This is a genomic window from Salmonella sp. A1325 (assembly GCF_056991255.1).
Map to the genome: position 1 here is coordinate 122,726 of NZ_JAMLWO010000007.1, position 13,307 is coordinate 136,032.

11 protein-coding genes are annotated in these 13,307 nt (G+C 55.0%); 3 read left to right on the forward strand and 8 right to left on the reverse strand.

Features of this window, described 5'->3' with window-relative positions:
* Positions 1 to 117: 117 nt before the first annotated feature.
* Positions 118 to 441 (forward strand): heavy metal-binding domain-containing protein, encoded by a 324-nt coding sequence (locus tag NAZ64_RS15025; RefSeq protein WP_001160725.1) that lies wholly within the window; start codon positions 118 to 120, stop codon positions 439 to 441.
* A complete protein-coding gene (locus NAZ64_RS15030) occupies positions 438 to 1,268 on the forward strand; it encodes an N-acetylmuramoyl-L-alanine amidase (RefSeq protein WP_094964353.1) in 831 nt (276 codons plus the stop codon). The genes NAZ64_RS15025 and NAZ64_RS15030 overlap by 4 nt, the downstream gene beginning before the upstream one ends.
* Here the strand turns inward: NAZ64_RS15030 and NAZ64_RS15035 are convergent.
* The 7 genes from NAZ64_RS15035 to NAZ64_RS15065 all read right to left on the reverse strand — a co-directional run bounded on the left by NAZ64_RS15035 (position 1,265) and on the right by NAZ64_RS15065 (position 10,409).
* A complete protein-coding gene (locus tag NAZ64_RS15035; RefSeq protein ID WP_000866907.1) occupies positions 1,265 to 2,278 on the reverse strand; it encodes an NAD-dependent epimerase/dehydratase family protein in 1,014 nt (337 codons plus the stop codon). The two genes, NAZ64_RS15030 and NAZ64_RS15035, sit on opposite strands and share 4 nt — an antisense overlap.
* Before the next feature lie 95 nt (positions 2,279 to 2,373).
* Positions 2,374 to 3,807, reverse strand: a complete 1,434-nt coding sequence (locus NAZ64_RS15040; RefSeq protein ID WP_000079006.1) for an SDR family oxidoreductase — start codon at positions 3,805 to 3,807, stop codon at positions 2,374 to 2,376.
* A 10-nt stretch (positions 3,808 to 3,817) separates the two neighbouring features.
* Complete coding sequence (gene ltaE / locus NAZ64_RS15045; RefSeq protein ID WP_000566346.1) at positions 3,818 to 4,819, reverse strand: low-specificity L-threonine aldolase; 1,002 nt, start codon at positions 4,817 to 4,819, stop codon at positions 3,818 to 3,820.
* 38 nt (positions 4,820 to 4,857) lie between these two features.
* The gene (gene poxB, locus NAZ64_RS15050) at positions 4,858 to 6,576 is read right to left on the reverse strand and encodes a ubiquinone-dependent pyruvate dehydrogenase (protein WP_000815322.1); all 1,719 of its coding nucleotides are present in this window, start codon (positions 6,574 to 6,576) and stop codon (positions 4,858 to 4,860) included.
* 157 nt (positions 6,577 to 6,733) lie between these two features.
* Positions 6,734 to 7,702, reverse strand: a complete 969-nt coding sequence (gene hcr / locus NAZ64_RS15055; protein ID WP_483640982.1) for an NADH oxidoreductase — start codon at positions 7,700 to 7,702, stop codon at positions 6,734 to 6,736.
* 11 nt (positions 7,703 to 7,713) lie between these two features.
* Positions 7,714 to 9,366: a hydroxylamine reductase gene (gene hcp / locus NAZ64_RS15060; RefSeq protein WP_000458785.1), complete on the reverse strand. Its 1,653-nt coding sequence runs from the start codon at positions 9,364 to 9,366 to the stop codon at positions 7,714 to 7,716.
* Between the two features lie 143 nt (positions 9,367 to 9,509).
* Positions 9,510 to 10,409 (reverse strand): LysO family transporter, encoded by a 900-nt coding sequence (locus NAZ64_RS15065; protein ID WP_069722018.1) that lies wholly within the window; start codon positions 10,407 to 10,409, stop codon positions 9,510 to 9,512.
* 200 nt (positions 10,410 to 10,609) lie between these two features.
* Here NAZ64_RS15065 and NAZ64_RS15070 point away from each other — a divergent pair, with 200 nt between their 5' ends.
* Positions 10,610 to 12,268 (forward strand): ATP-dependent endonuclease, encoded by a 1,659-nt coding sequence (locus NAZ64_RS15070; protein WP_000599770.1) that lies wholly within the window; start codon positions 10,610 to 10,612, stop codon positions 12,266 to 12,268.
* On the opposite strand, the gene NAZ64_RS15075 is transcribed toward NAZ64_RS15070, so the two are convergent.
* Positions 12,265 to 13,215 carry a VirK/YbjX family protein gene (locus NAZ64_RS15075; protein WP_220569320.1) on the reverse strand — a complete coding sequence of 317 codons (951 nt, stop codon included), beginning with the start codon at positions 13,213 to 13,215 and terminating at the stop codon, positions 12,265 to 12,267. The genes NAZ64_RS15070 and NAZ64_RS15075 overlap by 4 nt on opposite strands.
* Positions 13,216 to 13,307: the final 92 nt, after the last annotated feature.

A 13,307-nucleotide genomic window follows, 5' to 3' on the forward strand; every position in this document is an offset into this window, starting at 1 on the left:
TTATAGGCGATCGAGCAAAAACCGATCTACGATAATCAATTATATCCTTTCAATGATAGCGTATCAGCTTGATAATGCGTTTGAGATCGTGTGCTTAGCTAACCCGGGAGATTCACTATGCAGTTTTCAACAACCCCAACGCTGGAAGGACAAAGCATCGTGGAGTATTGCGGTGTGGTGACGGGCGAAGCCATTTTAGGCGCCAATATTTTCCGCGATTTTTTCGCCGGCATTCGGGATATCGTCGGCGGACGTTCCGGCGCGTATGAGAAAGAGCTGCGTAAAGCGCGTGAAATTGCTTTTCAGGAACTTGGTGAGCAGGCTAAAGCGTTGGGCGCCGATGCGGTGGTAGGCATCGATATTGATTACGAAACTGTCGGCAAGGATGGCAGTATGCTGATGGTCAGCGTCAGCGGAACGGCGGTGAAAACGCGCCGATGAGAGCGCTACTGTGGCTGGTGGGTCTCGCGTTGCTGTTAACAGGCTGCGCGAGCGAAAAAGGAATTATCGATAAAGAGGGATATCAGCTTGATACCCGACATCGGTCGCAGGCGGCCTATCCGCGCATTAAAGTCCTGGTGATTCACTATACGGCGGAAAACTTTGACGTTTCGCTGGCGACGTTAACGGGCCGCAACGTCAGTTCGCATTACCTGATTCCCGCAACCCCGCCATTATATGGCGGTAAACCGCGCATCTGGCAACTGGTGCCGGAACAGGATCAGGCCTGGCATGCGGGCGTCAGTTTCTGGCGAGGCGCCACGCGTCTCAATGATACGTCTATTGGCATTGAGCTGGAAAATCGCGGCTGGCGAATGTCCGGCGGGGTGAAATCTTTCGCGCCGTTTGAATCCGCGCAAATTCAGGCATTGATTCCGTTAGCGAAGGACATTATCGCGCGCTATGACATCAAACCGCAGAATGTGGTGGCCCATGCGGATATCGCGCCGCAGCGTAAAGACGATCCCGGCCCGCGCTTCCCGTGGCGCGAGCTGGCGGCACAGGGGATTGGCGCCTGGCCTGACGCCCAGCGTGTGGCGTTTTATCTGGCTGGACGCGCGCCGTATACGCCAGTCGATACCGCAACGGTGCTTGCGTTACTCTCGCGCTATGGTTATGAAGTCAAAGCCGATATGACGGCACGCGAGCAGCAGCGGGTGATTATGGCGTTCCAGATGCACTTCCGTCCGGCGCAATGGAACGGTATCGCAGATGCCGAAACGCAGGCGATTGCCGAAGCATTACTGGAGAAGTACGGCCAGGATTAACGCGGTAAATTTCCGTGATCGCGTAGCCAGGCGGCGGTGCGTTCAATGCCTTCGTCCAGCGTGACGATGGGCTGGTAGCCCAGCTCTTCCTGCGCGCGAGTCGTATCGAGCGTAAAATCAAAATTCAGTTTTGACACGCCGTAATGCGTTAGCGGGGGCTCTTTGGCGGATTTTTTGCCGAAGCGCTCCATACTGCGGGCGATCATATCCAGCATCGGGTAAGGCACAGAGCGAATGCGGCAGTCGATAGTCAGTTCATCAATTAACTTTTGTACGATGCTGCGTAAGGTGCGGTTTTCGCCGTTAGTGATGTTATAAGCGCGGCCAGAAGGCAGATGATCGCAGCCCGGCTGGCTGGCCAGCCACATGGCGTGGATCGCATTTTCATAGTAGGTCATATCGACCAGCGCGCTGCCCCCGTGCGGTAATAAGACGCTACCGTAATGGTGCATCATATGCGCCAGACGTGGGATAAATACTTTATCGTGCGGGCCAAACAGGCTTTGCGGACGCAATACCGTAAAACGTGTTTGCGGATTAGCCTGCGCCAGCAGATTAATCACCTCTTCACCGGCGGCTTTACTGCGGGCGAACTCATTGGCAAACCGATGCGGACGGAAATCCTCTTTGATATCACGGTGATGGTGGTAATCAAAATAGAGCGAGGGAGAGGAGATATGAATAAAATTGCGCACGCCCCAGGCGACCGCCCATTCTCCCAGACGGCGGGTGGCGCGAACATTCGCCAGATCGAAAGCTTGTTGGGTTCCCCAGGGCGAGGTAAAGCTGGAGCAGTGCCACAACGTGTCGATCCCGGCGAGCATCACTTTAGCCTGCGAGGAGACCAGTTCGGTTAAATCCGCATGGACGAATTCCGCGCCCATTTTTTCAAGCAGCTTGCCCATCGCTTCATTGCGACCCGTCGCTCTGACGCTGATGCCTTTATTGCGCAAAAATTCAACCGCGTTTCGACCTAAGCCGCTGGTGGCGCCGGTAACCAGTACCTTCATATCAATCCACTGTGTTTAATAAACCGTCGTGCGCATTCTTCCGTGAATTACGTCGGTATGCAATGGGAAACACGAAAGAATACAGCAACTTTTTCTCATTTTTCTGTGATTTGTTCTGCAAGTCGGGCAATACGCCTTGCCATTCCCCGGAAAATAAACAGGTGCGCCGGGATCATCAGTAGCCAGTAAATCAGGCCCGGCATTCCGTGTGGATGCCACCAGGCGCGCACGTCAATTTCGCGGTAGCGGCCTTTATCGTGCAGCGTGAAGCTAAGCCGCCCCAGACCCGGCGCTTTCATGCCAAACAAGAGCGTGAGCTGTTTTTCTGGTTCGACAATGATCACTTTCCAGCTATCTACCGTATCGCCAGGCTTGAGCAAGGTATGCGACGGGCGGCCTTTCGCCAGTTTATGCCCCACCAGACGGTCCATCGCGGCGCGCGTCTGCCACAAAATATTGCCGAAAAAATAGCCCTCTTTGCCACCCAGCCGATTTACGACCTGCCAGAGCGCCGATAGGCTGGCCGGGGTCTGCGCGGTAAAGCCCGCCTGCTTTGGAAAATAGCCGTATTCGGGACGCCAGCGGGCGAAGGCCAGCGCGTCGTAGCCCCAATCGCTGGAGTTCACCAGTTTTTCTTCTTCTTTCAGCGTGCGGCGAACGGCGTCATCAAAGGTGATAAGCGTTTGGGGGATCAACTTTTTTAACGCGGCGTCATCGGCCAGCAAATCGTGCCTTAACCCCTGGATTAAGGCTTTTGCGGTAGTCGGCGGCACAGAGGTAATGACGTTTAAAAACCAGACCGAAATCCAGCGGGTCGGAAAAGGCACCGGGATCAGCGGACGCCGTTTACCGCTGACGGCCATAAAACGTTCAAACTGCTGCTGATAGCTTAATACCTGCGGCCCGGCGGCTTCCAGAATACGATGCTCGTGCGCAGGGTGGTCCAGCAAGCCGACCAGGTAGTAGAGTAAATTTTCCAGAGCGATGGGCGTGGTGCGCGAACGCACCCAGCGCGGCGGCGTGAGTATTGGCAGGTTGTAAACCATGTCACGCATGACTTCGAAGGCGGCGGAGCCTGCGCCGACGATGATCCCGGCGCGTAATTCCGTCACCGGTACGCCTGCGTCGCGCAGCGTGTCAGCCGTAAGCTGGCGGGCGCGCAGGTGATCGGATTGCTCATGCGCCGGTGCCTGCAGTGAACTGAGGAAAATAAGTTGCTTAACCGGCGTCTGGCGCAGCGCGTCGCGCACGTTGAGCGCCGCCTGACGCTCATGGGCGATAAAATCGCCGCCTTCGCCCATGCCGTGTACCAGATAGTAAACGGTATCAATGTCGCGAAGCAGCGCGGGTAAATTTTCCGGCCAGTGCAGATCGACCTTATGACAACTGACGTTGGCGAGGCGCTGTTTTTCCAGACGTTCCACGCGCCGCGCCGCCGCCCGTACCTGATGCCCTTGCTGACTTAGCGCAAAGACCAGGTGCTGGCCGATATAGCCGCTGGCACCGAGAACCAGAATACGTTGCGCCACGTTGCTCTCCTTAGCGGGCTAAAAAGGCGCGCCAGTGGGCGACGACGTCGGCAAGCTGTTCGCGAGAAACATCCAGATGCGTCACCAGACGCACAATCGGCGCGGCGTTAATCAGGATATTCCGTTCCCGTAAATAGTCGCCAAGCGCGGCGGCCTGTGCTTCGCCAACGCGAACAAACAGCATATTCGTTTCGTGGCGCATGACCTCCGCGCCCGCTTCCCGAAGCTGCTGCGCCAGCCAGGCGGCATTATCATGATCCTCTTGCAGACGCGCCACGTTATGCTTCAGCGCATACAGTCCGGCCGCTGCCAGAATCCCGGCCTGACGCATTCCGCCGCCGACCATTTTACGCCAGCGCGTCGCGCGTTTAATGTAATCGCGGTTGCCGACCAGCAGCGAACCGACCGGCGTTCCGAGACCTTTTGACAGGCAGATGGTAAAAGAGTCGCAATACTGCGTAATCTCTTTTAACTCACAGCCGTAGGCAACCACCGCGTTAAAAATTCGGGCGCCGTCAACGTGCAGCGCCAGTCCACGTTCGCGGGTAAATGTCCAGGCGTCTTTCAGATACGCGCGCGGCAGCACTTTCCCGTTATGCGTATTTTCCAGACTGAGCAAGCGCGTGCGCGCGAAGTGGATGTCATCCGCTTTAATCTTCGCCGCCACGTTCTCCAGCGGCAGCGTACCGTCCGCGGCGGCGTCGATAGGCTGCGGCTGAATGCTGCCGAGCACCGCAGCGCCGCCAGCTTCATAGAGATAATTATGCGCGCCCTGACCGACGATATACTCTTCGCCGCGTTCACAATGGCTAAGCAGCGCGACCAGATTGGCCTGGGTGCCGGTGGGTAAAAAAAGCGCCGCTTCTTTACCGGAAAGGTCGGCGGCGTAGCGCTGAAGGGCGTTAACAGTAGGGTCATCGCCGTATACGTCGTCCCCGACCGGGGCGGTCATCATCGCCTCGAGCATGGCGCGGCCCGGTCGGGTAACGGTATCACTGCGTAAATCAATCATGGCACATCCCTGGATTTTAAAAGGTGATGTGCACTGTTTTACCTTAGCCAGTTCGTTTTCGCCAGTTCGATCACTTCATCGCCGCGGCCGCTAATAATGGCGCGTAGCATGTACAGGCTAAAGCCTTTCGCTTGTTCCAGTTTGATCTGCGGCGGGATCGCCAGCTCTTCTTTTGCCACGACCACGTCAACCAGTACCGGGCCGTCAATGGAAAACGCGCGCTGTAGCGCTCCGTCCACGTCTGCGGCTTTTTCCACGCGAATACCGGTAATACCGCAGGCTTCGGCGATACGCGCGAAATTGGTGTCGTGCAGTTCGGTACCGTCGGTAAGGTAGCCGCCGGCTTTCATTTCCATCGCCACAAAGCCCAGCACGCTGTTATTAAAGACGACGATTTTTATCGGCAGCTTCATCTGTACCACCGAGAGAAAATCGCCCATCAGCATACTGAAGCCGCCATCACCGCACATCGCGATAACCTGCCGACCCGGCGCGGTGGCCTGAGCGCCGAGCGCCTGTGGCATGGCGTTGGCCATTGACCCGTGGTTAAACGAGCCCAGCAGGCGGCGCTTGCCGTTCATTTTTAGATAGCGGGCCGCCCAGACGGTCGGGGTGCCGACATCGCAGGTAAAAATAGCGTCGTCAGCGGCGAAATGACTAATTTGTTGCGCCAGATATTGTGGATGGATGGCTTTGTCGCTGAGTTTGGCTAAGTCATCAAGTCCCTTACGGGCGTCCCGATAGTGCTCCAGAGCTTTATCGAGGAATTTACGATTGTTTTTTTCTTCCACCAGCGGCAGCAGGGCGCGAAGCGTGGCTTTAATATCGCCCACCAGCGCCATGTCGACTTTGCTGTGCGCGCCAATACTGCCCGGGTTGATGTCAATCTGAATGATTTTGGCATCGCTCGGATAAAAGGCGCGGTAGGGGAACTGGGTGCCGAGCAGGATCAGCGTATCGGCGTTCATCATGGTGTGGAAGCCAGAAGAAAAGCCAATCAGGCCGGTCATTCCCACATCATAAGGGTTATCGTACTCAACGTGCTCTTTGCCGCGCAGGGCATGAACGATTGGCGCTTTTAGTTTTGCCGCCAACGCGACCAACTCCTCATGCGCGCCCGCGCAGCCGCTACCGCACATCAATGCGATATTGCTGGAGTAGCGCAGCAGTTGCGCCAGTTTTTTCAGCTCTTCCTCCGCCGGCGTGACGACGGGGTGCGGGGCATGGTACCAATGAGTGACGGCGTTTTCAGGCGCGGGTTTCAGCGCCACGTCACCCGGCAGTACGACCACGGAGACGCCGCGGTTTAGCACCGCTTTGCGCATGGCGATGGCGAGCACCTGCGGGATCTGCTCCGGGCTGGAAACCAACTCGCAATAGTGGCTGCATTCACGGAACAACTCCTGCGGGTGGGTCTCCTGGAAATAACCGCTGCCGATTTCACTGGACGGAATATGGGCGGCGATCGCCAGAACAGGGACGTGGTTACGGTGGCAATCAAACAGGCCATTGATCAAATGCAGGTTGCCCGGTCCACATGAACCGGCGCACACTGCCAGCTCGCCGGTAAGCTGCGCTTGTGCGCCAGCGGCGAAAGCGGCGACCTCTTCGTGGCGGGTTGGCATCCATTCAATGGTTCCCATACGATTAAGACTATCGCTCAGGCCGTTCAGGGAGTCGCCAGTGACGCCCCAGATTCGTTTTACGCCAGCCTGTTCCAGCGTTTTGGCGATAAAAGCAGCAACGGTTTGTTTCATGGTTCTCCATCTCCTTAAATGTGATAACGGTTACAAGTTTAGTTGAAGATGACGATGACGTTTTTCTTTGGCGAAGAGAGGGGCGAAAGGATGAAGCGAGTGGTAAATCGCCCGGTGGCGCTAACGCTTACCGGGCCTACGATGGAACGTTTACCGATTATGCGAGAACAAGATCGCCCTGCGGATAGCAGGAGCAGGCCAGTACGTAACCTTCGGCAATCTCCGCCTCGCTCAGCGTCATGGTGCTGCTCACCGTATAGTCGCCGGAAACGACTTTGGTTTTACAGCAGCCGCAAACACCTGCCCGACAGGCAGCGGCAACCGGTACTTTATTACTCTCCAGCGCCTCCAGCAGCGTCGTACCGATCGGGGCATAAAATTCCTGCGCTGGCTGTAGTTTGGTGAATTTCAGGCCGCTGGTTGCCGTTTCCGCCACCGGCGTGAAGAACTTCTCTTTAAAGAAGCGCGTTACGCCAAGCGCTTTCACGCCCTGTTCGACGAAATCCATATAGGGCGCCGGGCCGCAGGTCATGATGGTGCGCGATGCCAAATCCGGTACGCGCTGTAATAATTCCGTGGTCAGACGGCCCGCGACAAAACCTTCCGTGGCATGATTTTCCGCCACTAGCGTGACCGGATACTGTTGCCACTCGTCGGCAAAAATCACATCATCCGGCGAACGGACGTTAAAGATGACCTGCACATCGGCCTGCGGGCGGTATTTCGCCAGCCAGCGACGCATCGACATGATTGGCGTTACGCCACAACCGGCGGCGAGCAGCAGAAACTTATCTTCTGTTTTATCGTCACAGGTAAAATCGCCCATTGCATCAGACAGCCAGATGTAATCGCCGCGCTTGATGTCATGGGTCAACCACTGTGAACCCGTGCCATCTTCAATCCGACGAACGGTCAGCGTGATATATTCACTGACGCCCGGCGTAGACGAAAGGGTGTAGGCGCGCAGCGTTTCCGCTGAATTACGCACGCTCACCAGCGCATACTGCCCGGCGCGGTAAGGGTAGTAGTCATGGCATAATAGCGCAATTGTCCATACATCCGGCGTCTCCTGACGGATGTGATGCACCTGCATTCGCCAGGGACATTGTGAGGTTGGCATCGTCATCATTGGCCTCCTTACGCGCTCAGCAATTGCTTCATGTCTTCTTCAACGGTGGTCACGGAGCGCAGACCGAACTTCTCGTTGAGGATAGCCAGCAGATCCGGCGTGAAGAAGCCCGGCGCGGTCGGCCCGGTGACAATATTTTTCACGCCTAATGACAGCAGCGTCAGCAGAATCACGATCGCTTTCTGCTCAAACCAGGAGAGCACCAGCGATAGCGGCAGATCGTTGACGCCGCAGCCCAGTTTTTCCGCCAGCGTCACCGCCAGGATAATCGCGGAGTAAGCATCGTTACACTGACCGGCATCGACCAGACGCGGCAGCCCTTCGATGTCGCCGAACTCCAGTTTGTTGAAACGGTATTTACCGCACGCCAGAGTCAGGATCAGGCAGTCATCCGGTACGCTGGTGGCGAAATCGGTAAAGTAGTTACGCTCGCCGCGCGCGCCGTCACAGCCGCCGACCAGGAAGATGTGGCGCAGTTTTTCACGACTGACCAGATCGATGAGCGTATCGGCAGCGCCGAGCAGGGTCTGACGGCCAAAACCGACGGTGATGAGATGCGGAATTTCGCTATACGGGAAGCCCGCCATCTGCTGCGCCTGGGCAATGACCGGCCCGAAGTCATCACCTTCAAGATGGCTAACGCCCGGCCAGCCGACGATGCTACGGGTCCAGATACGGTCGTCATAGCTGCCCACGGTCGGGTCGATAATGCAGTTAGAGGTCATCACGATTGGGCCAGGGAAGCGGGCGAACTCGACCTGCTGATTCTGCCAGCCGCTGCCGTAGTTACCGACCAGATGCTTGAATTTACGCAGTTCCGGATAGCCATGTGCGGGCAGCATTTCACCGTGAGTGTAGACGTTAACACCGGTGCCTTCGGTCTGCTCCAGCAGGTTGTAGAGATCTTTCAGATCGTGACCGGAGATCAGAATGCACTTGCCTTCAGTCGCTTTGACGTTGACCTGAGTCGGCGTTGGGTGACCGTATTTGGTGGTTTCACCGGCATCCAGAATGCTCATCACTTTGAAGTTCATCTGGCCGATTTCCATTGCGCACTCCAGCAGCGCGTTCATATCAGCAGGCCAGGTGCCGAGCCAGGCCATGATTTTGTGGTACTGCGCGTAAATGTCGTTGTCGTATTGACCGAGAACGTGCGCGTGCTCCATATACGCCGCCGCGCCTTTCAGACCGTACAGGCACAGCAGACGCAGGCCGAGGATGTTCTCGCCAATGGCGGCTTTGTCTTTATTCGGGGTAAATTCCGCCGCCTGACGTTGCAGTTCGCCCAGATCGTCGCTAACCAGTTGCAGATCGGCCATCGGATTGTCGCAATGCGCATTGGCATCCACGCTCAGGCACTGCGCTTTCAACGCTTCACGCAAGGCAATCGCTTCACGGGCGTAGCCGACGATACGCGGAGAGTCGAAGTTAACATTGGTCAGCGTGGAGAAAAACGCGCGCGGCGCAAAGTTATCAACGTCGTGATTAATGATGCCATATTCACGGGCCTTCACCGCCCAGGCAGACAAACCTTGCAAAGCCGCAATCAGCAGATCCTGCAGATCGGACGTTTCAGCTGTTTTACCGCACATTCCCTGCGCGTAGGAGCAGCCGTTTCCGGCTGGTGTACGGATGGTTTGTTCACATTGCACACAAAACATGGTCACACCTTTTAAAGTTATATTTAATATACATGTTTAAGATTATGCCTGTGAACAAAGGGATAAAAGGGATTTCTGCCATAATGTGCAAGGAGATTGATTTAGCGCAATTTTGGCGGCAGATGCCTACCGCCAAAGAGGTATCAGGCCGAGAAGAACGCCATTAAGAGGGGGACCAGCAGGCTGAGGATAAAGCCATGTACGATAGCCGCCGGAACAATCTCTACGCCGCCGGAGCGCTGTAATACCGGCAACGTAAAGTCCATTGAGGTCGCTCCGCACAGGCCCAACGCCGTTGAACGGCTGCGGCGAATCAGACCGGGAATAAGCATAATGGCCAAAAGTTCGCGGGCCAGATCGTTAAAAAATGCCGCGCTGCCGATAACCGGTCCAAACGACTCCGTCAACAAAATACCGGAAAGAGAGTACCAGCCGAAACCTGACGCCATCGCCAGGGCGGTTTTTAGCGGTAAGTCCAGGATAAACGCATTAATCACGCCGCCCAGTAATGAGCTTGCCACGACAACGACCGCGACCATCATTCCCCGGCGGTTAAGCACAATTTGCTTTAAGGTCATGCCGCTATTTCGTAGCTGAATCCCCACCAGGAACAATAAAAAGATCAGCGTATATTCACTGGCTTCGGTGGCGTGCTGTAAAACAGAGAGTCCGCTCAGGCCGATAACAAACCCCAATACCACTACGCCGCACAGTTGCAGCGACTCCAGCGCCATGGCAATACGCGAAGGCAGTTTTTCCTGCTGATGATGGTGACGCCACGGGAGGATACGTTCCAGCCACAGTAAGGTAGCGATATTACACAATAAAATAATCGTAATACTGACGGCGGAATAATGAAAAATCGCCACCAGATTACTGGCGAGGTTATCCAAAAACGCCAGGCTTATTCCCATAAAAAAGAGAATAAGATACACGATCCAGCTCAGTAGCCGGTTAATAAGTTGTAATGCGGCTTTATGTCGCAGTGGAATGAGATAGCCCACAATCAGTGGAACCAGAATGATTAAAAGTCCTGAAAACATGAACAGCCGGGCCCTTTTTTATTGTTTGAATAGCGTACATGACACTACCGAATTCCAGACTATCAGTAAAGCGACACCGTCAGCCGTACATTTATCAGACAGTTGCCTCAGGCAAAGGGGGGAATATCACGCCAGGTGGAAGCATTTGCCGTTATACTGCGGTGAGTTTAATGGAGTGGTGACGCTTTTCTGGAGGAAGCATGATTCTCGAACGCGTTGAAATAGTGGGATTTCGCGGTATCAACCGACTGTCGTTGATGCTGGAACAAAACAACGTGCTGATTGGGGAAAACGCCTGGGGCAAATCCAGCCTGCTGGATGCGCTGACTCTGTTATTGTCGCCGGAGCTCGATCTCTACCATTTTGTCCGTGAGGATTTCTGGTTTCCGCCTGGCGACATAAAAGGACGCGAGCATCACCTGCATATTATTCTGACTTTTCGCGAAACGCAGCCAGGGCGGCATCGGGTACGTCGTTATCGAGCGCTGGAAGCATGCTGGTCGCCTTGCGAGGATGATTTTCACCGTATTTTTTATCGGCTAGAGGGAGAATGCGGCGCCGATGGCAGCGTGATGACGCTACGCAGTTTTCTTAATAGCGATGGGCAGCCATTGCCGGTGGAAAATATTAACGATCAGGTGCGCCACCTGGTTCGTCTGATGCCAGTGCTACGTTTGCGCGATGCGCGCTTTATGCGACGTATTCGCAACGGTACGGTGCCCAATGTGCCGGATGTTGAAGTCACGGCCCGACAGCTGGATTTTCTGGCGCGTGAGCTGGCGACCCGGCCGCAAAATTTAACCGACGGGCAGATTCGCCAGGGACTGTCCGCGATGGTGCAACTGCTTGAGCACTATTTTTCGGAGCAGGGCGCAGGACAGGCGCGTCACCGACTCATGCGCCGGCGTTCGCAAAATGAGCAACGTAGCTGGCGCTATCTGGATATTATTAATCGGATGATCGACAAACCGGGCAGCCGGTCGCATCGGGTGATCCTGCTGGGGCTTTTCTCCACGCTGTTACAGGCGAAAGGGACGCTGCGGTTACATAAAGACGCGCGACCATTACTGCTGGTGGAAGATCCGGAAACCCGTTTGCATCCCATTATGCTTTCAGTCGCCTGGCAATTGCTCAATCTGTTGCCGCTACAGCGGATAGCGACGACTAACTCAGGCGAATTGCTCTCGCTAACGCCGGTGGAGCATGTCGTACGGCTGGTGCGCGAATCTTCCCGCGTCGCCGCCTGGCGTTTGGGCCCGGGCGGGTTAAGCGCGGAAGATGGACGGCGCATCGCCTTTCATATCCGCTTTAATCGCGCGTCGTCGCTGTTTGCGCGTTGCTGGCTACTGGTGGAAGGCGAGACGGAAACCTGGGTTATTAATGAGCTGGCGCGTCAGTGTGGACATCATTTTGATGCGGAGGGCATTAAAGTCATTGAGTTTGCTCAGTCCGGTCTGAAACCGCTGGTGAAGTTCGCCCGCCGTATGGGAATCGAGTGGCATGTCCTGGTGGATGGCGACGAAGCGGGGAAAAAATATGCCGCGACGGTCCGCAGCCTGCTTAATAACGATCGGGAAGAAGAACGCGAACATCTCACGGCGCTGCCTGCGCTGGATATGGAACATTTTATGTATCGTCAGGGCTTTGCCGATGTTTTTCACCGGGTTGCGCAGCTTCCGCCTAATGTACCGATGAATACCCGGAAAATTATCACTAAAGCTATCCACCGCTCGTCAAAGCCGGATTTGGCGATTGAAGTCGCGATGGAAGCCGGGCGGCGGGGAATTGACGCCGTGCCGCCGCTGTTCAGAAAGATGTTCTCGCGCGTGGTTTGGCTGGCGCGGGGCCGGGCGGATTAGCGTTTGAATGTGGCCGGAACCTGTTCGACAACGCTATCGAGTAAAGCATAGCGGCGGCGATACTCGGCCCGTTTTTTACTGGCGATCTCCGCTTCGCTTTTTCGGGCGATCGCCAGCGGTAGCGTATAGTAATTCCCTTTAATTCTTTCACCGCCTAACGATTCCCAAAACGCGTCATAGTCGGCATGCATTTGCGTCTTTTTATCCATGTATCGCCAGCTACGGTAAACGTGCGCATCGTTACTCACGGCTATAATCTGCTCCGTCTGAAAGACTTGCGCAAACTGACAGAGAGCCTCCATCACGATGCGTTTGGGAAAAAGACCATGGCAGGCTTTGGTCGCCTGCTGGATAATTTCGTGAGGGACGTCGTTTGCCGCGCCCTGTAATCCGCCGATAAATAGTGTGCGTTGTTGGTTAAAGCGACACAGGGTAAATGTGATCTCTGCCAGAATACGTAACTGTGCGTCGCGAACAACAATAGTGCTTTCACCTTCTTTATCCAGTGAGACCAGACTGACTAAATCAAGTTGAAACAACTCGCCGGTTTTAGTTTCAAATTTAGCAAGATTCAGGCCATACTGACTTAAATAGCTAACCTGTTGTTCCCGCGATAAAAGTTGGCGCATCTGTTGATAATGAAAACACAGCGCATCTAAGGCGAAATCGCGTTTAATATTTACAGCCATATAAGGACGATGTAGCCGAATAGGCAAACGCGGCTGACGAGCAAGTAACGTATTTAACTCCGGCCATTGGGTGAGATTGGTCAGTAATTGGCTGGTCGCACGCGGCATGACTAATGAGCGGATTAAAAACTTGCGACGAAAGCTGGCTTTACGCCAGAATTTTCCTGGCTGTAATTGCCCGCGCGTCAGACGAATAAATAATTGTAAAGGAGAGATGTGATCTGAAGTGTACCAGGTATTATCTGTAAGCTGTGTCATGATCGTAATCCGCGACATAAGATTGTCGAGATTGAACCACAGGAAACATTAACCAATCGTCAATACAGCCGACGCTATCTTTATTGTGTCAG

What these genes read in the sequence shown, in the direction of transcription:
- NAZ64_RS15025 (WP_001160725.1), top strand. Translation starts at nt 118, where the DNA reads ATGCAGTTTTCAACAACCCCAACGCTGGAAGGACAAAGCATCGTGGAG.
- NAZ64_RS15030 (WP_094964353.1), top strand. Translation starts at nt 438, where the DNA reads ATGAGAGCGCTACTGTGGCTGGTGGGTCTCGCGTTGCTGTTAACAGGC.
- NAZ64_RS15035 (WP_000866907.1), bottom strand. Translation starts at nt 2,278, where the DNA reads ATGAAGGTACTGGTTACCGGCGCCACCAGCGGCTTAGGTCGAAACGCG.
- ltaE (WP_000566346.1), bottom strand. Translation starts at nt 4,819, where the DNA reads ATGATTGATTTACGCAGTGATACCGTTACCCGACCGGGCCGCGCCATG.
- poxB (WP_000815322.1), bottom strand. Translation starts at nt 6,576, where the DNA reads ATGAAACAAACCGTTGCTGCTTTTATCGCCAAAACGCTGGAACAGGCT.
- hcr (WP_483640982.1), bottom strand. Translation starts at nt 7,702, where the DNA reads ATGACGATGCCAACCTCACAATGTCCCTGGCGAATGCAGGTGCATCAC.
- hcp (WP_000458785.1), bottom strand. Translation starts at nt 9,366, where the DNA reads ATGTTTTGTGTGCAATGTGAACAAACCATCCGTACACCAGCCGGAAAC.
- NAZ64_RS15065 (WP_069722018.1), bottom strand. Translation starts at nt 10,409, where the DNA reads ATGTTTTCAGGACTTTTAATCATTCTGGTTCCACTGATTGTGGGCTAT.
- NAZ64_RS15070 (WP_000599770.1), top strand. Translation starts at nt 10,610, where the DNA reads ATGATTCTCGAACGCGTTGAAATAGTGGGATTTCGCGGTATCAACCGA.
- NAZ64_RS15075 (WP_220569320.1), bottom strand. Translation starts at nt 13,215, where the DNA reads ATGACACAGCTTACAGATAATACCTGGTACACTTCAGATCACATCTCT.